The following is a 21,068-nucleotide window of genomic DNA, read 5'->3' as shown; positions in this document are numbered from 1 at the left end:
CCGCGCGGCACGCGGCCGCCGCTATGCGGCCTTGGCGCGGCGCGTGGCGTACAGCCGGTGCAGCGTGATCTTGCGCACGGCATCCTGGCTATCCTGAATATGCGCCCGCAGCAGCCGGGCTGCGCCGTCCGCGTCGCGCGCCAGTAGCGCGGACAGGATGGCGCCATGCTCTTCATACGTCGTGCGGATGCGGTCCGGCTGCGTGAAGTCCAGGCGGCGCACGATGCGGATGCGCTCGGTGGCGGCGCGGTGCACGCGGGCGATCTCGGGGTTGCCCGCGGCCGCCACCAGATCGACGTGAAAGCGTTCGTCCAGGTCCGCCAGCCATTCGCAATCGTTGGACCGCTCGCTTTCGTCCACCAGCCACGTCTGCGCGAGCGAGCGCAGGGCGTGCTGCGGACCGGGCGAGGGGTCGGGGGCGCACAGCGCGTGCACCGCCGCCAATTCCAGCACGCTGCGCAGCTCATAGAAGTGGTCCAGCGTCTCGAAATCCAGCGGCTTGACCAGCCATCCGTTGCGTTGCCGCACCTCCAGGTAGCCTTCCCGCTCCAGGCGGAACAGGGCTTCGCGCACGGGCGTGCGGCTGACCTGCAGCCGGTCCGCGATCTCGGTTTCGGTGAAGCGGTCGCCCGGGGCCAGCCGGAAGTCCAGAATGTCGCGCTTGAGCGAACTGTACGCGGAGTCGGCCAGCGTGCGCGGCATGTCGATGGCGGCAAAAGCGGATTCCATGTCTGGACCTCCAGGCGTTGCGATGGGTACTGTTGAGGGGATCAGACCGGCCGGACACGCGCCGCGCCGGCCTGTTCCAGCGCGTAGGCGGCGCGCAGGCAGACGGACTCGCGCCAGGGCGCGCCAATCAGTTGCACCCCCAGCGGCAGGTGGCCGTCCTCGTCCAGTTCGGGCCATGTCGGCGCGGTGCAGACGGGCAACCCGATGGCCGAAATGGGCTGCGTCAGCAGGCCCATGCTGGCGCGGGCCGGCAACTGCTTGCCCGCCAGGGTCAGCCAGTCCGCGCCGATCGGCGTGGCGCTGACGGGGGTGGCGGGGGCGATGAGCACGTCGTACTGGTCAAAGAGGGTCAGCGCCTCGAGGTAGGCGCGGTGGCGCACGCGCTGCGCCTGCTGCACCCAGGCCGCGGGCACCAGGCTGCCCGCCACCAGGCGGTCGCGCGAGTGCGGCTCGTAGTAGTCGTAGTGCGTGACGAGCCGGCGGCGATGCAAGGCCCCGCCTTCGGCCGCGGTGATGATGAAGGCGGCCGCGCGGGCCTGCGCCGCGGCGGGCATCTCGACCACGTCGACGGCGCCCAGGGCGCGCGCGGCAATCTCCACGGCGCGGCGCGCCTGCGGGCTCGCCCATTCAGAAAAATAGCCGCCCAGCACCGCGATGCGCAGGTTGCCCACGCCCTCGGCGAGGCCCGCCAAGGCAGGCTCGGGCGCATGCTGCGCGCACGCGACGTCTGCCGGGTCGGGTCCCTGCAGCGTGTCGTACGCCGCGGCCAGGTCGCTCGCGCTGGCCGCGAACGGACCCAGATGATCCAGGCTGCCGACGAACGGATAGGAGCCCGTGCGCGGCAGGCGGCCAAAGGTGGGCTTCAGTCCGAAGACGCCGCACAGCGAGGCGGGCACGCGGATCGAGCCGTTCGTGTCCGAACCCAGCGTCAGCGGCACGAGCCCGCCCGCCACGGCGGCGGCGCTGCCGCCCGACGACCCGCCCGCGATGCGCGACGTGTCGTGCGGGTTGCGGCAGGCGCCGTAATGCGTGTTCTCGGTGGTGAAGCCGTAGGCGTGCTCATCCATGTTGAGCGCGCCGATCAGCACCGCGCCGGCGTCGCGCATCCGCTCCACCAGCCGCGCGTCGCCGCGCGCCGGCGGGTTGGACGCATTGACGCGTCCGCCCGACAGCGTGACTTCGTCGGCGATGTCGAACAGGTTTTTCACCGCATAGGGAACGCCCGCCAGCGGCGGCAGCGTTTCGCCCCGTGCCCGGCGCGCATCGATGGCCGAGGCCTCCTGCCGCGCGCGGCTTTCCGTGATGGCGGTGAAGCAGTTGTAGCGGGGGTCGCGCTCGCGCACGCGGGCCAGCGCGGCGTCCAGCACCGCGGTGGCGCTGCGTTCGCCGCTGCGGACCTGGCGGGCGATGTCGTGGGCGGGGCCGCTCACGGACGGAACACCGAAGCGGATTCGAGTTCCACCGGCAGCGGCTCGTCCGCGAAGGACGCCGCGATGTCGTGGATGCGCGAGAACTGCTGCACGACCTGCTCGGTGGCGGAATCGCGCAAGGCATACCCCGACAGCGCCAGCGCGCTGCGCACGTATTGGTCGATGGTTTCCTGTGTCATGGCGGATGCTCCCGTGGGCGGCGTTGGATTACTTGCGCACTTCGCGCTGGAAGATTTCCAGGCTCAGTTTCTTCATCTGGATGAAGCTGGGTTCGGACAGCGTGTCGACCGTGCGTGGCCGCGCGTCGGTGTAGTCGAGGATCTCGGCGACGCGCGTGGGGCGCTTGGTCAGCAGCAGCACCTGGTCGGCCAGGTACACGGCTTCTTCCAGGTCATGCGAGACCAGCAGCATGGTGGTGCCGGTCTGCATGAAGACCTCCTGCAGCTTTTCGCGGATGAACAGCGTCATCTCGAAATCCAGGGCGGAAAAGGGCTCGTCCAGGAAAAGCACTTCGGGTCCCGGGGCCAGCGCGCGCATGATGGATGCGGTCTGCTGCTGTCCGCCCGACAGCTCATAGGGATAGCGCTTGAGGTCGAACTTCACGTCGAACGAGGCGACCAGTTCCTCGACCCGGGCGTCCACCTCGGCCTTGCTGCGGCCTTCCAGGCGCAAGGGATAGGCGATGTTGTCGATGGTGCGCAACCACGGGAACATGGCTTCGCGGTAGTTCTGGAACACGTAGCCGATCTTGGTCTGCGCCAGCGACTTGCCGTCGAACAGGATCTCGCCGGAATCGATGGGGATCAGGCCCGCGATCATGTTGATCAGCGTGGACTTGCCGCAGCCGTTGGGCCCGAAGACCGAGACGATCTTGCCCTTGGGGATGTCCAGGTTGAAGTCTTCATACAGCGGCCAGCCCGCGAAATACTTGGTCAGGCCGCGGATCGTGATGTGCGTGCCCAGCGGGCCGGGCTGGAACGGCGCGGCGGCCGGCGTGGGGGCGATGACGGGATTGATGACGGTGGACATTTATCGGCCGCTCCAATGAACCACGCGCTTTTCCAGCACGAGAAAGAGAATGTTGAGCACATAGCCCAGCGCGCCGGCGGCCAGGATGGAGGCGTACATCTCGCGCACGTTCAGCACCTGCTGCGAATTGATGATGCGATTGCCCAGGCCGCTGTCCGAGCCGATGAACATCTCGGCCACGATCACGATGACCAGCGCCATCGACACGCCGCTGCGCAGGCCGACGAAGGTGGGCTGCAGGCTTTCCCAGATCAGCACGTCCTTGAAGATCTGCCAGCGCGATGCGCCCATGACGCGCGCCGCCATCACGCGCTGCTTGCGGGCGTTGATGACGCCGTAGGCGCTGTTGAACAGGATCACCAGCACGGCCGCGAAGGCGGCGATGGCGATCTTGTTCATGTCGGTCACGCCGAAGATCATCAGGAACAGCGGGATCAGCGCGGAAGAGGGCGTGGACCGGAAGAAGTCCACCAGGAACTCCACGCTGCGGTAGGCCTTTTCGTTGCTGCCCAGCAGCACGCCCAGCGGCACCCCGATGATGCCGGCGATCAGGAAGGCCTGCACGGTGCGGTTCAGCGAGGACAGGAAGTCGCCCAGCAGCGCGCCGCCTGCCATGCCCTTGACCAGCGCCACGATGGTGGCGCTGGGGGTGGGCAGCAGCACGGGGCTGACCAGTTGCAGGCGGACCACCAGGTCCCACACCACGAAGAGCGCGAGCGGGCCGACGAGCGGCAGCAGGCGCGAGGCGTCGAACTTGCGCGGCGGCTTGGACATCCCCGCCTGCGGCGGGGCGGCCGTGGAGGCCGGGGAGGAGGCGGGCGCGGCGCCCGTTGCCGTGGATACGGTCATGGTCAGCCCTTGTAAAGCATGGTCGAGACGTCGACCTTTTGCGCGAAGACGCCCTTGTCGGTGAAGAGGTCGAAGAACTTCTGGAAGTACTGCACGTCGCTGGGCGTGAACTCGTTATGCAGCGTGTAGGCGGCCAGCGGCACTTCCTCGGTCATCGGCCCTTCGATGGCGGTGTAGCCCTTCAGGAAGGGGCGGGCCTCGGCGGGTTTGGTGCGGATCAGTTCGATGCCGCGCGCATAGGCGGCGATGAATTTCTTGCTTTCCTCGGGGTGCTTCTTCAGGAATGCGGTGGTGAGGGACGCCGAGCCGCCGAACCACGGCGCCATGGGGTCGCCCAGCACGTACTTGGCGATGACGCCGGTCTCCAGCACGCGGGTCGTGCCGTTCAGGCGGCCGACGGTGCCCGTGGGTTCCAGCGTGTAGCACGCATCCAACTGGCCGGCGGCAACCGCGGCCACGTGCTGGCTGATCGCCAACTCGACCACGGTTGCTCCGGTTGCGCCGGCGCGCTCCAGTACTGCCTTGGCCAGCGTGGAATTCTGGATGCCGGGACCAGAACCGACCTTTTTCCCCTTGAGGTCTGCGATGGATTTGATGGGACTGTCTTTCGCGACGATGAACTCATCCAGCACGTTCTTAACGTTGCTGGGGTTGGACGCAAAAATCTTGAACAGGCCGGGCGAGGCGATTTCGCCGATGGCCAGGTTGGCCGAGCCCGTGCCGTTGGCGCTGCCGTCGGCGCGGCCGGCCAGCATGGCTTCCATGACCTGCTGCGCGCCGGCGAACTTGAGCGGCTCGACGTTCAGGCCGGCTTCCTTGAAATAGCCTTTTTCGACGGCGGCGTAAAAGGGCAGGCCGGCCGCGACGGGCCAGAAGCCGATCCGGATGACCGGGCCCGATTGCGCACGCACCAGCGCCGGGGCGGCCAGCGTCGCGGCCCCCATGGCGGCGCCCTGAATCAGGCGGCGGCGGGTGGCGTTGAAGGCGAAGGGCGCATTGCGATGAATCATGTGAGGCTCCTGGTCGGCTTGAGAGGGTGGGCTTGTAGACAAGCTTGCATACCAGTCATCAAGCAAACTGCGTGCCAGCTTTTGTGCAGTGCGGGGTTCCCCGGGGGACGCGCCCGGATGGCCTCAGGCTGGTGCTCCCTGTGAACCATCTTGGTGCATGGCGCACCAAATAAGGGGACAGGACGGCCGTGCCGCACCGCCCATCCCGCCGCCGCGCCGGTCCTGTCCCGTCCTGTCCCTTCCCGCCCCTTCCCGTTCCGTATGGCGTTAGCATCTGCCCATGAACACGCGCTTTGTCGAAGCCTTTCTGTGGTCCGCCCGCCTGGGCAGTTTCCGGGCGGCCAGCGATCGCCTGCACATCACGCAGGCGGCCGTGGCGAACCGCATCGCATCCCTGGAAGAAGATATCGGCGCGCGCCTGTTCGAGCGCGATGCCAAGGAACTGAAGCTCACCGCCGTCGGCACGCGCCTCCTGGACTACGGCGAGCGCCTGCTCGAGATCCGCCAGCAGATCCTGTCGCTGGGCAAGCGCGGCGACGAGGTCGCGGGGCTGGTGCGGATCGGCGCCATCGAAACCGTCGTGCATACCTGGCTGATCGGTTTTCTGACCAATCTGCGGTCCACGTATCCGGGCATCGAAGTCCAGCTCACGTCCGAGACCACCCGCGCCCTGCACCGCGGGTTGCGCGAAGGCACGCTGGACATCGCGTTCCAGACCGACGTGCTGAACGACACGGGCATCATCAGCATGCCGTGCCTGCCGATGGACATGGGCTGGGTCGGCCCGGCGGGCGGCGAGGACGCCATGACCACGCACGAGCTGCTCAGCGAGCCGGTGCTCACCATGAGTCCGGGTTCGCAGCCGCACGAGGCGCTCAAGGCCCTGTACCGCGAAGTCGGCATGCCGCAGGGCAAGGTGCACTTCGTCAGCTCGATCTCGGCGCTGGCGCGGCTGGTGCGCAGCGGCTTCGGCCACGCGCTGGTGCCGCTGCCGCCCATCTACGAGTATGTCGCGCGAGGCGAGATCCAGGTGGTCCGCAGTGACCTGCCCGTGCCGCCGCAGCTATTGGTCGTGAGCTATCTGGAAAGCGGCGGTTCGGACGCCATCCGGCTGGTGGCCGAACTGGCCTGCCGCGCATCGGATCGGTTCACCGCGGCGGTCGTGGCGCCGAACGTGGGCTCCGCGCACTAGCAACGGTGTTATCCCGGGGGCGGCTTTCAGTAATTCTGTTGGCTGGCCCAAGAATTATTGATTTGTCGCCGGCAGGACCGCGGCCGAAGATGGGGCCTTCCGCCATCCCGACCATTCTTGCCCCATGACATTCGATCCCGTGTTCCCGTCCGCCACCAATGGAATGCTTTTCGTCGCGACCGACGTGGACCCCGCCGATGAGCCCGACTTCAACCGCTGGTACGACCGCGAGCACATCGAGGAACGCGTGCGCATCCCCGGCTTCCTGTCGGGCGCGCGCTACATGTCGGTGCAGGGCGGGCGCAAGTATCTGGGGCTGTACCGCACGCAGTCGCTGGCGGCGTTCGGTACGGTTGCCTACCGCGCCGCATTCGAACGCCAGACGGCCTGGTCCGTGACCAACCTGGACCGCATGCGGGATCCGATGCGCCGCGTGTGCGCGGTGGAAGCCGTGACCGGCATGGGCACCGGCAGCCAGCTCGTGGTGCTGCCCCTGCCGGCCAGTTGCGCCGGCGCGCCGCTGGCCAGGGCGCGCAACGCGGGGGCCGAACTGCAGGCGGTGGAGGGGTTCGTGCGGTCGTTCCTGCTGGTGCCGGATGCGGCGCTCAGCACCCCGCTGCCGCGCGAATCCACCGAGGGCCGCGCGCTGACGCCGATGTTCGTGGTCGAGGCCAGCACGCGGGCGGCTGCGCAGGCCCTGCGGGCAGGGGCTGCGGCCGCCTTCGACGCCGATCCCGCATCGGCCTGGCTCTACGAGCTGGGGTGGGCGCTGGAGGCCTCGGCGCTTAGCTAGGCCGCGCCAGGCGCGGTCCCGCGGTCACTGCGCCTGCGGGTCGAACTTCTTCACCAGCACCGCCCATTTGTCGTGTTCGCCCTTGATGAAGGAGGCGAACTGGGCCGGCGTGCCGCCGACCGGCTCGGCGCCCTCGCGCAGCATCTGCGCGTTCAGCGCGGGCAGGGTCGCGTTGACCTCGCGGTTGACGAGGTCCACCACCTGTTGCGGCGTGCCTTTGGGCGCGAAGAAGCCGAACCACGAACCGGCGTCGAAACCCGGATAGCCGGACTCGGCGATGGTCGGCAGTTCGGGCAGGGTGGCGGACCGCTGCGCGGTGCTGACCGCCAGCGCGCGCAGCTTGCCGGCCCGGATGTGCCCGATCACCGACGGGATGGTCGCAAACATGAAATCGATGCGGCCGGCCAGCAGGTCGTTGACCGCGTCCGCGCCTTTGTAGGGCACGTGCGTGGCGTTCACCTTCAGCTCGTCCATCAGCATGTAGCTGGACAGGTGCGAGGACGTGCCCACGCCCGTGGAGCTGTAGTTCAGGTTGCGCGCCGTCTTGACGTATTTCAGAAAGCCCTGGATGTCCTTGGCGGGCGAGGACGGCGGAACCACCAGCACGTTCGGCACCGTGGCGATCTGCACCATGGGCACCAGATCGGTCAGCGGGTCATAGGGCAGCTTGTTCAGGGAAGGATTGACGGCGATGGGACCGACGGAGTTCACGATCAGCGTGTGGCCGTCGGGCGCGGCGCGCACCACGTATTCGGTGCCGATATTGCCGCCGGCGCCGGGCTTGTTCTCCACCACGAACGGCTGGCCCAACTTCTGCGTCAGCGTGTTCGTGACGCTGCGCGTGAGCGTATCCGTGGTGCCGCCGGGGGAGAAGGCCACGATGACCTTGACCGGCCGGTCGGGATAGTCGGCGGCGCGGGCAGGCGGGGCGATACAGGCGCCCGCCAGCGCCGCGCAAGCGAGCAAGGCTTGGGCAGTATTCATGATGTCTCCTCGCGTGGTTGTTGTCGTGTGATGGGGCGCCGTGCCGCCACGCCGGCTGGCGCGTTCGAAATCGGGGGGATTCAGTCGCGGAAGCCGGGATCGATCCGGTCCAGCTTGCGCAGCAGCGCGGGCCACTCCATGACGCCATACGGGCGGCGGGTCCCGGGCTGGTAGTTGTTCCAGGTGGCCTCCAGGACCGGCTGGGGCACGTCCTGAAGGCGGGCGCCCGTCGCCATGGCCGCCAGTTGCGAGCGGCAGGCCAGCTCCAGGCGATGCATCCAGTTGAAGGCTTCGCCCACGGTGCGGCCCACGGTCAGCGCGCCGTGGTTGCGCAGGATCAGGGCCTCGCCCTGGCCCAGGTCGGCGAGCAGGGAGGCCTGTTCCTCCACGCCCAGCACCACGCCCTGGTAGTCGTGATAGCCGATCTTCAGAAAGCGCATCGCCGTCTGCGTCAGGGGCAGCAGGCCGCATTCCAGCGAGGACACCGCCATCGAGGCCCAGCTGTGCGTGTGGATGACGCAATCCACCTCGTGCCGGTGGGCATGCACGGCGCTGTGGATCACGTAGCCGGCCTTGTTGATGCCGTAGTCCAGTTCGCCGAAATCGGGCTTGGACAGGATGGTGCCGTCCACGTCGACCTTGATCAGGCTGGACGCCGTGATCTCCTCGTACATCATGCCGTACGGATTGATGAGAAAGGCGTTGTCCTCGCCCGGCACGCGGGCGGAGATATGGTTGGCCATCATGTCGGCCATGCCGTAGAGCTCGACCAGGCGATAACAGGCCGCAAGGTCCACCCGGGCCTGCCATTCCGCGTCGGAACAATGCGGCCGCATGGAGGAAATGCCCAGGCGACCTGGACGTGGCGTGGAAGTTGTCATCGGATTTCGTGAAGGTAGATCGCCGCCGCACCATGCGGCGACTTGATGAGGGTCAATCTATCTTCAGAAAATCCGACCGCCTAGGCATCCCGGGCGGATGGGGGCATCACGAATCGAGAAGGGTGGCGCCGGGCCAGCCGCCGTGCCGGACCAATCCGCGCATGGCATCGCGGAGCACCACGCGCGCCGCCAGGGCGGCGGGCGACAGCTCGTCGTCGCTGATGCAATAGATCTGGTTGCGGCGAAAGAGGTAGGGGTCGTCGATGGGGTGCATGCTGAGCACGCCGGTCTCGACCCGCGCGACGGCCGCGCCCGGCTGGATGGTGGCGATGCGATGGGCCTGCACCAGGTCCATCAACGTGGTCAGGCCGTCCACTTCGACGCCGATCCAGGGTTCGATGCCGGCCCGCTCGAAGGCCGCCTCGACCCAGGCGCGCAGCCCGTGCGCCTTGCTGGTAACGGCCAGCGGCAGGCCCGCCAGATCGGCCATGCCGACGGGTTCGCCATCCGATTGTTCGATCATGCCGCGCGGGGCCAGCAGGAACAGCCGTTCGTCCAGCACGGGCACCACGCTGCGGCCCTGCGCGCTGTCGTTCTGGAACAGCACCGCCAGGTCCAGCCGACGGGCGTTCAGCAGGTCGCCCAGGTTGCCGGACAGGCCCTCGACCAGATGCAGGCGCACGTTCGGATAGCGTTCGGTCATGGCCGCGTAGAAGGGACGGGCCAGGAGCGAGGCGGTGGTGGGCGCGAAGCCGACGCTCACCGTTCCGGCCAGCCGCGCCTCGCGCGCGGCCGCCACGGCGCTTTCCGCGTGCCGCAGGGTCAACTGGGCCTGGCGCAAAAAGGCCGCGCCGGCGGGCGTGGTGGTCACGCCGGTGGGGCTGCGCGTCAGCAGCCGCGTGGCCAGTTCGCTTTCCAGCCGGCTGATCTGCTGGCTCAGCGCCGATGCGACCACGCCCAGATCGCGCGCGGCGCGGCCGATGCTGCCCAGTTCCGCGACGCGGACGAAGTAACGGAGTTGGCGCAGTTCCATGAGGCGGGCTTCCAGGCAATGAGGGGAGGGCGGCAGGGCGTTCGTGACTTGCCGCAGCATACTTTTTCCGTTCAAAAGAACGTCAGCTATCTGAATCCTGCCTGAACATCAAACGAAAATTGTTTACACTCGCATCCACAAACAAAGCCAAGCCGGAACGGCCCGCCACGGGGGCGGGCCGTCCGCATTACGGGAGAAAGTCGATGCGCAAGTTGCTTTTGGGTGCGGTGCTGGCCACCGCGGTATTTGGCGGAACGGCGCACGCCGCCGTCGAACCCAAGGCCGTCGTCGCCACCTATTCTGACCTGGCGCTGGCCGGGTACGAGGATTCGCTGAAGGCTGCCAAGACGCTGCGCGAGGCCATCGATGCGCTGATCGCAAAGCCCAGCGCCGCCACGTTGAAGGCCGCGCGCGAGGCGTGGATCGTGGCGCGCGTACCCTACCAGCAGACCGAGGCCTGGCGCTTCGGCAACCCCATCGTCGATGACTGGGAAGGCCGCGTGAACGCATGGCCGCTGGACGAAGGCCTGATCGACTACGTCGATGCCTCCTACGGCACCGAGAACGACCAGAACGCGTTCTACGCGGTCAACGTCATCGCCAATTCCAAGATCTCGGTGGGCGGCAAGACGGTGGACGTCAGCAAGATCACGCCCGAACTGCTGTCCGAGATGCTGCACGAGGCCGATGGCAACGAAGCCAACGTGGCGACCGGCTATCACGCCATCGAATTCCTGCTGTGGGGCCAGGACCTGAACGGCACCGGCGCCGCGCCCGCGGACCGCAAGGGCACGCCGCAGGAGCGGCATTCGGGCAACCGTCCGCACACGGACTTCGACCCCAAGCAGTGCACCGGCGGCCATTGCGAACGCCGCATCGAATTCCTGAAGGCCGTGACCGATCTGCTGGTGACCGACCTGGAAGAAATGGTGGGCAACTGGAAGAAGGACGGCGCGGCGCGCAAGTCCGTGGAAGAAGACCCCAAGGCCGGCCTGATCGCCATGCTGACCGGGCTGGGCAGCCTGTCGTACGGCGAACTGGCGGGCGAGCGCATGAAGCTGGGCCTGATGCTGCACGACCCCGAGGAAGAGCACGATTGCTTCTCGGACAACACGCACAACTCGCACTACTACGACCAGATCGGCATCCGCAACGTCTACCTGGGCTCGTACACGCGCATCGACGGCAAGACGGTGTCGGGCGCGAGCCTGTCGGACCTGGTCAAGGCCCGCGATCCGAAGCTGGACGCCGAGGTGCGCGCCAAGCTGGACGCCACGGTCGCCGCCATGCAGGCCATGAAGACGCGCGCCGAAACGGTCGAGACCTATGACCAGATGATCGCGGACGGCAACAAGGAGGGCAATGCGGTGGTGCAGGCGGCCATCGACAGCCTGGTCGCGCAGACCCGCAGCCTGGAGCGCGTGATCACGCTGCTGGATCTGGGCAAGGTCGCCATCGAAGGTTCCGACAGCCTGGACAAACCTGACGCCGTATTCAAGTGAAACTCGTATTAGCCGCCGTACTGGCGGCGTCGGCCCACGCCGCCGCCGCCGAGCCCGCCGCCCTAGGCGGGCGTGACGACCTGACGCCCGAAGACCGCCAGCGCGTCACCGCCATCACCGCTCCCACCCGGGATTTCTCGAAGACCGAGTCGTTCGAGATCATGCAGGCCGGGGCCGCCACCACCAGCAAGCTGATCAACGCCGACATCTTTTCGCAGCCGTCGGCCAACATGAGCTTTGAACGGCGCCAGGAGTTCCAGGTCGGCAACGGCCTGTTCCGCAAGGACTGGGTCTCCGCGCCCGCGTCCACGCAGGCGTCGGACGGACTGGGGCCGCTCTTCAACGCACGCTCCTGTCAGGCCTGTCACACCAAGGACGGCCGCGGCACGGTGCCCGGGTTCGATCCGCTGGAACGCACCGACGCCGTGGCGCTGCTGCTGCGGCTGGCCGTCCCCGAGGGGCCCGACCGCGGCCATCCCAAGCTGGGCGCCGATGAGATCGCGGCGCTGCCCGAGCCCGTCTATGGCTTGCAGCTCCAGAACTTCGCCGTGGCCGGGCTGCCGGCGGAAGGGCGCATGGAGATCGAGTACGAGCCCGTGCCGGTGGCCCTGCGCGGCGGCGAGACCGCCACGTTGATGAAACCCACCTACCGGATCGAAAACCCGGGCTACGGGCCCATGCGCGCGGACACCCAGATTTCGCCGCGGCTCGCGCCGCCGATGATCGGCCTGGGCCTGCTGGAATCGATCCACGAATCCGACATCCTGGCCAACGTGGGGGCCGACAAGCGCGACGGCATCGTCGGCAAGGCCAACTGGGTCACCGACGCGCGCACCGGCAAGCGCGTGCTGGGGCGATTCAATCTGAAGGCCGGGCAACCGACGGTCGAGCAGCAGAGCGCCGCGGCGTTCTCCAACGACATGGGCCTGTCCACGCCGCTCTTCCCCAGGCATTCGGGCGAATGCACGGCCGCGCAGGCGCAGTGCCTGGACATGCCGCATGGCGCGCAGCCGCGCTTCGGACCAGAGGAGGTGCCGGCCAAGCTGATGGACTTCGTCACCACCTATTCGACCAACCTGGCCGTGCCGCAGCGGCGCGACGCGGACGACGCGCGCGTGCTGGCGGGCAAGAAGCTCTTCTACGAAGCCAATTGCGTGGCCTGCCACGTGCCCAAATACGTGACCAGCCGCAACGCCAGGCAGCCGGAGCACCGCTTCCAGCTCATCTGGCCGTACACCGACATGCTGGTGCACGACATGGGCGAAGACCTGGCGGACGGCGTGAGCGACGGCCTGGCCACGGGCCGCGAATGGCGTACGCCGCCGCTGTGGGGCATCGGCCTGACCAAGACCGTCAATCCCAACGCGACCTGGCTGCACGACGGGCGCGCTCGCACGCTGCTGGAGGCCGTGCTGTGGCATGGCGGCGCGGCCAAGCCCGCGCGCGACCGCGTCGTGGACATGACGCCCGACGAGCGGGCGGACCTGATCCGTTTTCTGGAGTCCCTGTGATGGCCCATTCCGTCCGCCTTCTGTTTACGCGCGCCGCGGCCACGGTGGTGATCCTGGCGGCGCCGCTCGCCGCGCAGGCGGCCTTGCCCGCCGACCTGGGCGAACGCCTGGCGCGCGACTACGCCCGGCCCGCCGTGGCGAAGATGGCGGATGCCGCCGCCGTGCTGGAAAGCGCGCTGGGCGGCTGGTGCGCCGCGCCCGATGCGGCCGGGGCCACGCGCGTCGGCAATGCCTTTTCGGCGCTGGCGCACGCGTGGTCGGGCGTCGAGATCCTGCGCTTCGGCCCGCTGGTGCAGGCCAACCGCTTCGAGCGGCTGGCGTTCTGGCCGGACACGCGCGGCGTCATGCCGCGGCAGGTCCAGGCGCTGATCGCGGCCAAGGACGACGCGCTGCTCAAGCCCGGCGCACTGGCCGGCCGCAGCGTGGCGGTGCAGGGACTGCCCGCCCTGGAATACGTGCTTTACGGCGAGCCGGATCTGCTGGGGCAGAAGGATGCGCCCGGCTTTGCCTACGCCTGCGGCTACGCCCGCGCGGTGTCCGCCAACGTGGCGGCGATCTCGCGCGACGTGGGCCAGGCCTGGAGCGCGCAGGGCGAGTTCGGCCGGCAGTTCGCGCGGCCGCTGCCGGGCAACGACCTGTATCGGGACCCGCAGGAAGTGGCGGCCGAAGCCATGAAGGCCTTGTCCACCGGGCTGCAGTTCGCGCGCGACGTCAAGATCGAGCCGGTGCTGGGCGATGCGCCGCAGGCCGCGCGGCCCAAGCGCGCAGCGTTCTGGCGCAGCGGACTGTCGACGAGCCTGCTGGCGGCCAATCTGGATGCGCTCAAGGCGTTCTATGTCGCCGGCGGTTATCCCTTGCCCGCGGGTGAAGCCTGGATGGATGCGTCGGTGCGCGGCGAATTGTCCAGCGCCGCGCAGGCGCTGCGCGCCGTGCCTGTTCCGCTGGAACAGGCGCTGGCCGGCGAGGAAGGCCGCCGCTTGCTGGTCCTGGCGTCCCTGACCATCAAGAACGCCAAGGCCATCGTCGACGAGAACCTGGCGCCCGCCCTGGGCGTCACCATCGGCTTCAACGCGCTCGATGGCGATTGACCGGCGCCGCTTCCTGGCCCTGGCTGCGGCGGCGGGCCTGTCCGCGGCCGCGGCCCGCGCCGCGTTTGCGGCCGGGGGCGGACCGCTGTACCTGGCCGCGCGCAAGCGCGGCGGGCGCGACGAAGCGGTGCTGCTGGACGAGGCCGGCCATGATCGCCTCGCCATCCCCATGCCCGCGCGCGGCCATAGTTTCGCGATCGACGCGGCCGCGCAGCGCGCGGTCGTCTTCGGCCGCCAGCCGGGTTTCTTCGCGCTGGGCTTTTCGCTGGCAGGCGGCGAGCCCGTCGCCTTGCCGCTGCCCGAGGACAGGCATTTCTTCGGCCACGGCGCCTATGTGCAGGGCGGCCGCCTGCTGGCCGCCACGGAGAACGACTTCGAGGCGGGACGCGGCGTGCTGGGCCTGTACGACGCGACGCCCGGCGGCGGCTACCGCCGCGTGGGGGAATTCGATTGCGGCGGCATCGGACCGCACGAAGTCGTGTTGATGCCCGACGGCAGGACGCTGTGCGTGGCCAATGGCGGCATCCTGACGCATCCCGACTACGGCAAGCTGGAACTCAATCTGGACACCATGCGGCCGTCTCTCGCCTATATCGACGCAAAAACCGGGGACCTGCTGGAAAAGGTCGAACTTGCGCCCGCGCTGCATCGGCTGTCGATCCGGCACCTGGCCGTGGCGGCGGACGGCGCGGTGTGGTTCGGCTGCCAGTACATGGGACCGGCCGGCGACCGTCCCGCGCTGGTCGGGCGGCACCGCCGCGGCGCCGCGCTGGAACTGTTCGACGCGCCCAGCGAGACGCTGCGCAACATGCGCAACTATGTCGGATCGGTGGCGGTCGACGCCGCGGGCGGGATAGTCGCCACCTCCAGCCCCGTGGGCGGTCAGGTGATCTACTGGGACGCGGCCAGCGGCAAATGCCTGGGCGTCACGGCGCTCGCCGACGGCTGCGGCGTCGCGCCCGCTCCGCAAGGCGGCTTTCTGGTCAGCAGCGGCCTGGGCGCGGTGCTGCGCACCGATGCGGAAGGCGCCGAACAGCCCGTGCTGCCGCCCTCGCGCGACGTGTCGTGGGACAACCACTTTCGCATCGTGCCGGCGTAATGCGCGTAATGCGCGCAATGAGCGCAATGCGCCGCGCGCCGCCGACCGTTTTGCCAGCCGGCACCGCAGGGCCTATGCTGCGTGAGTGCCGGGCGCCATCTCCTTACAAAGCCTGACATTCCAGCCGCGCGCCGCGCCCCTTCGCGCCGGCCGCTTCTGATACAGTCGTCGTCGTTTTTTTTGCAGGAGGTTCCATGGATGAGGCCGTAAAAGAGTTCTATGTCTGGGCGCCCAGACTGATGGATATGGGCATCAATCTGCTCGTCGCCCTGTTGATACTGGGCATCGGCTGGTGGGTGTCGTCGCTGCTGGGCGGCTGGGTCCGCCGGGCCGCCACGCGGTCCCCCAAGATCGATCCCACCATCGTGCCCATGTTCGCCACGACGGTGATCTGGGCGGTGCGCATCTTCACCGTGATCGCCGTGCTGGCGCGGTTCGGGGTGCAGACGGCGAGCCTGATCGCGGTGCTGGGCGCAGCCGGCCTTGCCGTCGGCCTGGCGTTGCAGGGCACGCTGCAGAACATCGCCGCTGGCATCATGTTGCTGATCCTGCGTCCCATCCGGGCGGGTGAATACATCGCGCTCAGTTCGGGCGCCGATGGCACGGTCGAGGAAGTGGGCCTGTTCCTGACCCGCCTGATCCAGGGCGATGGCATCCATCTCTCGCTGCCCAACAGCACGGTGTGGAACGCCACCATCACCAACTACAGTCGCAACAAGACGCGGCGCCTGGACATCCCCGTGCCGGTTCGCTATGGCGACGACCTGGACGCGGTGGTCAAGAAGCTGCAACAGATCGTGGATGCGCGTCCCGATGCCTTGAAGGATCCGGCGCCGCAGGTGAAGGTGTTCGATTACAAGGAAAACGGCGTCACGGTGAACGTACGCGTGTGGGCCGAGTCGAGCAAGTACTGGGACCTGCGCTGGGACCTGTACCAGGAGATCCGCCGTTCGCTCGAAGCGGCCGGTTTCCAGGCGCCGATCCCGCTGCGCGAGATCCAGAATCCCAAGGCCGGCGCGGCCGCAAGCTGATCGCGGCGTTATCGCGATGGCCACGAAAATGGGCGCTACGGCGCCCATTTTCTTGCGTCTTCGCCGCGCGGCGTGCGCGCCGCGAAGCCTGCCGGCAATCCGGCAATCAGGCCGGCGTGGCCAGCCGGGCCAGTTCCGATTTGATCCAGCCCGCGATCTCGCGCTGTCGCTGCGCGGGCATGCGGTCGATGATGGCGGTGACGCTGACCGCCAGCAGCGGCGCGCCATGCGCGTCCAGCAGCGCGCAGCCCACGCCCAGCGCGCCGCGCACCGCGTGGTTGCCCACCACGGAATAGCCGCGCGCGCGCGTGTTTTCAATCAGGCGGAACATCTCCTGCGGCGTCATGCCGCCGTATTCGTCCAGCCTGCCCGAGTTGCGCTCGACGATGCCGCGCGCCAGGTCGTCGGGCAGCGCGGCCAGCAGCGCCATGCCGCCCGAGCCCACGCCCAGCGGCTGGCGCTTGCCGGCGTAGGTGGCGAGGATCTGCACGGGATAGCTGCCGATCTCGCGATGCAGGCTGATCGAATCGTCCTCGTCGCGCACCACCAGGAACACGGCGTCCCCGGTGCGGTCGGCCAGGCGGCGCAGCACGGGCAGGAGCTGCCGCACGCGCGGATCGCGCGAACGCGTGTCCGGATCGACGGCAAGCTGGGCGCGATATTTCTTGGTGCCCGCCACCGGCAGCACCAGGCCCGCATCGAGCAGGGCGGCCAGCAGGCGGTAGATGGTCGGACGCTGTATGCCCGTCAGGCGGGCAATGTCCGTCACGCTCAGGCCGTCCGGCCCCTGGTCTCGCAGGGCGGCCAGAACCGCCAGACCGCGCCGCAACGTGCGTGGGCCCGCGGCCGCCGTGTCGCTGTCTTGCATGCAAATCTCTGAAAACTAAGGGTTATCGAGGAACGGACAAGGGAAAACCATCGTCCGTAGGGTGGACTCTACCTTGATGCAATCCGCGTGTATAGCGCAGAATGCGTCCATCCAATAATTCAAATCGTCCATCTAATGGACAGTACCTGCACGGAGACTCTATGACTACAGGTCAAAAGCCTGGCCTGCGGCGTATCGCCGCCACCCTTCTGGCCACCGCCGCAAGCGCATTTGCAATGGGTTCCGCCCACGCAGCCTATCCCGACAAGCCCGTCCGTATCGTGGTCGGTTTCTCGGCTGGCGGCACCACGGACGTGATCGCCCGCATCATGGCCAAGGAACTCACCGAGACCCTGGGCCAATCTTTCGTGGTCGAGAACAAGCCGGGCGCCGGCAGCAACATCGCCACCGATTACGTCCAGCGCGCCGCGCCCGACGGCTACACGCTGCTGTTCGTGGCCGTCACCAGCGCGATCAACCAGACGCTGTACAAGAACGTTTCGTTCGACCTGACCAAGGACTTCGCGCCTGTCGCCCTGGGCGCCAAGGTTCCGAACATCCTGGTCGTCAATCCCCAGGTTCCCGTCAAGTCCGTCAAGGAACTGGTGGACTACGCCAAAAAGAACCCGGGCAAGCTGGCTTTCGCCTCGTCGGGCAGCGGCACCTCCATCCACATGGCGGGCGAGCTGTTCAAGATGAAGGCGGGCATCGACGTGCTGCACGTGCCCTACAAGGGCAGCGCCCCGGCCATGACCGACCTGATCGGCGGCCAGGTGCAGTTCATGTTCGACAACATGCCGTCCGCATGGCCGCATGCCCAATCGGGCAAGCTGCGCGCCCTGGCTGTGACCACCAAGGACCGCTCCACGAGCGCGCCGGACCTGCCCACGATGCAGGAATCGGGCTTTGAGGGCTTCGACGTGTCCTCCTGGTTCGGCCTGCTGGCTCCCGCCGGCACGCCCCCGGAAGTGATCACCAAGCTCAACGCCGCCATGCAGAAGGCGCTGGACAATCCTGCCGTCAAGACCAGCTATGAAAAGCTGGGCGCCGTGGGCGTGAAGACGACGCCGGCCGAATTCGGCCAGTTCATCAAGTCGGAAGTCGATGGCTGGGCCCCCGTGGTCAAGGCCTCGGGCGCCAAGGTGGACTGATACACGCCGCTGCCGGCCCAGCGCCGGCGGTACGGCTAAATAAAAAGGGACGGGCAATTAGCCTGTCCCTTTTTATTTGTGCGCCGGCGGGTCCTGGCTGATTATTTCTTCTTGGCCGCGTTCAGCATCGCCGTGCAGACGCCGCGCATCATGTCCACTTCGTCGCGCGTCAGCGACAGCCGGGAATACAGGTGCCGCATGCGCGGCATCAGCTTTTTGGGGTGGGCCGGATCCAGGAATTGCACGCCGACCAGCGCTTCTTCCCAGTGCGCGAGAAACGCCTGGACCGCCTCGCTGGAGGCGGGCGCCGCGCCGCGCGCGGGTTCCTGCGCGGTGGACCGCGGCAGCAATTCGGCCCCGGCATCCGCCAGCAGCGCATAACGCACCTCCCAGGCGGCCAATTGCAGCGCCTGGGCGACGTTCAGCGAGCTGTACTCGGGGTTGGCGGGGATATGGCAGATGCGGTGGCACAGCGCGATCTGGGCGTTCGTGAGCCCCGCGCGCTCGGTGCCCAGCACCACCGCGGCCACGCCTTCGGCGGTGCCGGCCAGGTGCTCGCAGGCTAGGTCGGCCGCCTGGCGGATGTCGCAAGGCGGAGGACCCAGGTCCCGGACCCGCGCGGTCAGCGCGAAGGCCAGGGTGACCGGCGCCAGCGCTTCTTCCAGCGTCGGGTAGATCCGGGCGTTCTCCAGCACGTCCAGCGCGCCGCTGGCCAGCGCCACCGCCTCCGGCTGGGTTGTTACATCCGCGAATTTGGGCTCCACCAGGACGAGTTCCGAGAAGCCCATCGTCTTGATCGCGCGGGCCGCGGAACCGACGTTTCCGGGGTGGCTGGGGTTCACCATTACGAAGCGAACACGTGAAAATGCTTGAGTCATTTAAAATGGCACGTTTGGCTTCGTGCCTTCCTGGTTTTTTGGGTCGATTTCCCCATGAGGGAGACGGCGCGCCGGGGGGCGGCAAGCGGCCTACCATCAAGCCAACTCATCGCATACGTACGGAATTTTATGCACCCGATGCTCAATATCGCCATCAAGGCGGCCCGGCGTGCCGGCACCATTATCAACCGTGCCAGCATGGATTTGGAACGACTCAGCGTGGCACGCAAGGGGCCGCGCGATTATGTCACGGAAGTCGATCGCGCCGCCGAGGAGTCCATCGTCGAAACGCTGCATGCCGCCTATCCGGACCATGCCGTGCTGGGCGAGGAATTCGGACTGCAGGGTCCCGACCAGGCCGAATTCCAGTGGATCATCGATCCGCTGGACGGCACCACGAACTTCATCCACGGCCTGCCCAACTACGCCGTGTCGATCGCGCTGACGCAGCGGGGACAGGTCACACAGGCCGTCATTTACGACCCCTCGCGCAACGAACTCTTCACCGCCAGCCGCGGCAGCGGCACCTTCCTGAACGACCGCCGCGTGCGCGTCTCGGGCCGCACCCGCTACCATGACGCGCTGCTGGGCGCCCACTGGCCCAACGCCGGCGATCCCGAAACGGGCTCGCAGCGTTTCCGCCAAATGGCCGAAGGCGCCACCGGCGTGCGCCGCCTGGGCTCCACCGTGCTGGACCTGGCCTACGTGGCCACCGGCCGCCTCGACGGCTTCTGCGGCGTGGGCCTCAAGCCCTGGGATCTGGCCGCGGGCAGCCTGATGGTCCTGGAAGCCGGCGGCCTGGTTGCCGACTTCGACGGCGAGCAAGGGTGGATGGACAGCGGCAACGTGCTGGCCGCCAGCCCGAAGATCTTTACGCAGATGCTCGCCACGCTGAATCCGCCGTCGGCGGCCTGATCGGCGCCACGCAATGCAAAAACCGGCCGCGAGGCCGGTTTTTTTTTGATAGTGGCCGCCGCCCTCAGTCGCCGCCGCCCTGCGCGATCAGTTTTCCATCCGGCAGCACCATCCAGGCGCGCACGCCCAGCGCGTGCACGAGCGCCTCGATGCGCGCCAGCGGCATGTTCGAAAATGCGGTGGACAGCGCATCGGCCGCGGTCGCCGTGGATGCCATGACCGACACGCTTCGATAGCGCGGGCTCGCGCGGCCGCTGTGCGGGTCGAAGAGATGCGAATGGCGCCCCGCGGCGTCCAGCGGCGTGCCGTAGCCGCCGGACGTGGCCAGCGCCTGGTTGCTCACCGGCACCTGCGCCAGGATCCGGTCCGGCGACAGGGGGTCCGCCAGGCCGACCCGCCAACCCTCGGCACGGGCCGACGCGTCCAGGCCGCGAATTTCGCCCAGGTCGACCAGCGCCCGCTCAAGGCCGGCGCTGCGCAGCAGATCCGTCACGCGGTCGGTGATGTAGCCCTGCGCAATGCCGTTGAGCGTCAAGGCCATGTCGGGTCGCAGCCGGATGCGCTGCGGATCGACGTCGATGTTCCGGTACGACACATGCGCCAGCGCGCGCGCCACGTCGGCCGGCGCGGGGCCGTCTGGCGATGCGCCGGGCTGTGCGAAGTGGTCGGCGTACATGCGCCACAGCGGCTGCACGGACGGGTCGAAGAGACCGTCCGTGACCTGGGCGTAGTGCCGGCTTTCGCTCAGGAGCCGCACCAGATCGGAGGGCGGGGCGGCCAGGAACCCCTGACGGTTCAGGACGGACAGCGCGCTGTCTTCGCGGTACAGGCTGAACACGCCCTCGAGTCGGCGCAGCTCTCGCAGCGCCCGGTCGATGAGCTGTTCGGCGGCCCGCCGGTCAGGATGGTACAGGCGCAGTTCCGCGTCCGCGCCCAGCGCCACACCCTGCCAGCGCGTGGGCGCGATAGCGGCGTGCGCGCGGCGCAGCAGGGAAGGGGCGAGCGCCAGGGCGGAGGACGCGGCGACGATGCCGATGAAGCGGCGGCGGGTGGGATGGGTCATGGCGTTATCGATCGGAAGATGGGAAAGGCGCA

21 protein-coding genes are annotated in these 21,068 nt (G+C 68.1%); 9 read left to right on the top strand and 12 right to left on the bottom strand.

The genetic code is table 11. From position 1 onward, the window contains the following. Window positions 1-21 precede the first annotated feature (21 nt). From BMW75_RS22950 to BMW75_RS22925, 6 genes are read right to left on the bottom strand one after another with little or no spacing between them, the layout of a single operon-like run. Window positions 22-729 (bottom strand): GntR family transcriptional regulator, encoded by a 708-nt coding sequence (locus BMW75_RS22950; protein WP_076520023.1) that lies wholly within the window; start codon window positions 727-729, stop codon window positions 22-24. Between the two features lie 41 nt (window positions 730-770). After that, a complete protein-coding gene (locus BMW75_RS22945) occupies window positions 771-2,159 on the bottom strand; it encodes an AtzE family amidohydrolase (protein ID WP_092582000.1) in 1,389 nt (462 codons plus the stop codon). Further along, a complete protein-coding gene (locus BMW75_RS22940; RefSeq protein WP_076520025.1) occupies window positions 2,156-2,338 on the bottom strand; it encodes a DUF4089 domain-containing protein in 183 nt (60 codons plus the stop codon). Before BMW75_RS22940 ends, BMW75_RS22945 begins: the two co-directional genes overlap by 4 nt. A 28-nt stretch (window positions 2,339-2,366) precedes the next feature. Beyond that, complete coding sequence (locus BMW75_RS22935) at window positions 2,367-3,188, bottom strand: ABC transporter ATP-binding protein (protein ID WP_076520026.1); 822 nt, start codon at window positions 3,186-3,188, stop codon at window positions 2,367-2,369. Then, window positions 3,189-4,037: an ABC transporter permease gene (locus BMW75_RS22930; protein ID WP_092581999.1), complete on the bottom strand. Its 849-nt coding sequence runs from the start codon at window positions 4,035-4,037 to the stop codon at window positions 3,189-3,191. A gap of 2 nt (window positions 4,038-4,039) precedes the next feature. Next, window positions 4,040-5,047: an ABC transporter substrate-binding protein gene (locus BMW75_RS22925; RefSeq protein ID WP_092581998.1), complete on the bottom strand. Its 1,008-nt coding sequence runs from the start codon at window positions 5,045-5,047 to the stop codon at window positions 4,040-4,042. Window positions 5,048-5,327: 280 nt separating this feature from the next. On the opposite strand from BMW75_RS22925, the gene BMW75_RS22920 reads away from it, so the two are divergent. Both BMW75_RS22920 and BMW75_RS22915 read left to right on the top strand, forming a co-directional pair. Next, complete coding sequence (locus BMW75_RS22920; RefSeq protein WP_092581997.1) at window positions 5,328-6,239, top strand: LysR family transcriptional regulator; 912 nt, start codon at window positions 5,328-5,330, stop codon at window positions 6,237-6,239. 124 nt (window positions 6,240-6,363) lie between these two features. Further along, window positions 6,364-7,032: a DUF4286 family protein gene (locus tag BMW75_RS22915; protein WP_092581996.1), complete on the top strand. Its 669-nt coding sequence runs from the start codon at window positions 6,364-6,366 to the stop codon at window positions 7,030-7,032. Between the two features lie 24 nt (window positions 7,033-7,056). Here the strand turns inward: BMW75_RS22915 and BMW75_RS22910 are convergent, their stop codons facing one another. From BMW75_RS22910 to BMW75_RS22900, 3 genes are all read right to left on the bottom strand, one after another. Then, on the bottom strand, window positions 7,057-8,016 hold the full coding sequence (locus BMW75_RS22910; RefSeq protein WP_076520031.1) for a Bug family tripartite tricarboxylate transporter substrate binding protein: 960 nt from the start codon (window positions 8,014-8,016) through the stop codon (window positions 7,057-7,059). An 80-nt stretch (window positions 8,017-8,096) separates the two neighbouring features. After that, window positions 8,097-8,897, bottom strand: a complete 801-nt coding sequence (locus BMW75_RS22905) for a class II aldolase/adducin family protein (protein WP_076520032.1) — start codon at window positions 8,895-8,897, stop codon at window positions 8,097-8,099. A gap of 106 nt (window positions 8,898-9,003) precedes the next feature. After that, window positions 9,004-9,930 (bottom strand): LysR family transcriptional regulator, encoded by a 927-nt coding sequence (locus tag BMW75_RS22900; protein ID WP_076520033.1) that lies wholly within the window; start codon window positions 9,928-9,930, stop codon window positions 9,004-9,006. Window positions 9,931-10,133: 203 nt separating this feature from the next. Between BMW75_RS22900 and BMW75_RS22895 the strand changes: the two genes are divergently transcribed. From BMW75_RS22895 to BMW75_RS22875, 5 genes are all read left to right on the top strand, one after another. Next, on the top strand, window positions 10,134-11,432 hold the full coding sequence (locus BMW75_RS22895) for an imelysin family protein (RefSeq protein ID WP_076520034.1): 1,299 nt from the start codon (window positions 10,134-10,136) through the stop codon (window positions 11,430-11,432). Then, the gene (locus BMW75_RS22890; protein WP_175493245.1) at window positions 11,429-12,943 is read left to right on the top strand and encodes a di-heme oxidoreductase family protein; all 1,515 of its coding nucleotides are present in this window, start codon (window positions 11,429-11,431) and stop codon (window positions 12,941-12,943) included. The genes BMW75_RS22895 and BMW75_RS22890 overlap by 4 nt, the downstream gene beginning before the upstream one ends. Then, a complete protein-coding gene (locus BMW75_RS22885; RefSeq protein WP_092581995.1) occupies window positions 12,943-14,031 on the top strand; it encodes an imelysin family protein in 1,089 nt (362 codons plus the stop codon). Before BMW75_RS22890 ends, BMW75_RS22885 begins: the two co-directional genes overlap by 1 nt. Continuing rightward, window positions 14,021-15,130, top strand: coding sequence for a DUF1513 domain-containing protein (locus BMW75_RS22880; RefSeq protein WP_092581994.1), 1,110 nt, complete (start codon window positions 14,021-14,023; stop codon window positions 15,128-15,130). Before BMW75_RS22885 ends, BMW75_RS22880 begins: the two co-directional genes overlap by 11 nt. 194 nt (window positions 15,131-15,324) lie before the next feature. Continuing rightward, the gene (locus BMW75_RS22875; protein WP_092581993.1) at window positions 15,325-16,161 is read left to right on the top strand and encodes a mechanosensitive ion channel family protein; all 837 of its coding nucleotides are present in this window, start codon (window positions 15,325-15,327) and stop codon (window positions 16,159-16,161) included. A 106-nt stretch (window positions 16,162-16,267) separates the two neighbouring features. Here BMW75_RS22875 and BMW75_RS22870 read toward each other — a convergent pair whose 3' ends face one another. Beyond that, the gene (locus BMW75_RS22870; protein WP_076520039.1) at window positions 16,268-17,029 is read right to left on the bottom strand and encodes an IclR family transcriptional regulator; all 762 of its coding nucleotides are present in this window, start codon (window positions 17,027-17,029) and stop codon (window positions 16,268-16,270) included. A 161-nt stretch (window positions 17,030-17,190) separates the two neighbouring features. On the opposite strand from BMW75_RS22870, the gene BMW75_RS22865 reads away from it, so the two are divergent. Continuing rightward, window positions 17,191-18,180, top strand: coding sequence for a Bug family tripartite tricarboxylate transporter substrate binding protein (locus BMW75_RS22865; protein ID WP_092581992.1), 990 nt, complete (start codon window positions 17,191-17,193; stop codon window positions 18,178-18,180). A 101-nt stretch (window positions 18,181-18,281) separates the two neighbouring features. Here the strand turns inward: BMW75_RS22865 and BMW75_RS22860 are convergent, their stop codons facing one another. Then, window positions 18,282-19,058, bottom strand: a complete 777-nt coding sequence (locus BMW75_RS22860; RefSeq protein ID WP_076520041.1) for an RNA methyltransferase — start codon at window positions 19,056-19,058, stop codon at window positions 18,282-18,284. Window positions 19,059-19,187: 129 nt separating this feature from the next. On the opposite strand from BMW75_RS22860, the gene BMW75_RS22855 reads away from it, so the two are divergent. Continuing rightward, on the top strand, window positions 19,188-19,973 hold the full coding sequence (locus BMW75_RS22855) for an inositol monophosphatase family protein (protein WP_076520042.1): 786 nt from the start codon (window positions 19,188-19,190) through the stop codon (window positions 19,971-19,973). 64 nt (window positions 19,974-20,037) lie between these two features. Here BMW75_RS22855 and BMW75_RS22850 read toward each other — a convergent pair whose 3' ends face one another. After that, window positions 20,038-21,036 (bottom strand): FAD:protein FMN transferase, encoded by a 999-nt coding sequence (locus BMW75_RS22850; RefSeq protein ID WP_092581991.1) that lies wholly within the window; start codon window positions 21,034-21,036, stop codon window positions 20,038-20,040. Window positions 21,037-21,068 lie beyond the last annotated feature (32 nt).

This window comes from Achromobacter sp. NFACC18-2 (assembly GCF_900108985.1).
Classification (GTDB): Bacteria; Pseudomonadota; Gammaproteobacteria; order Burkholderiales; family Burkholderiaceae_B; genus Achromobacter.
Note: the sequence above shows the minus strand (reverse complement) of the source record. Positions and strands in the feature narration are given on the sequence as shown.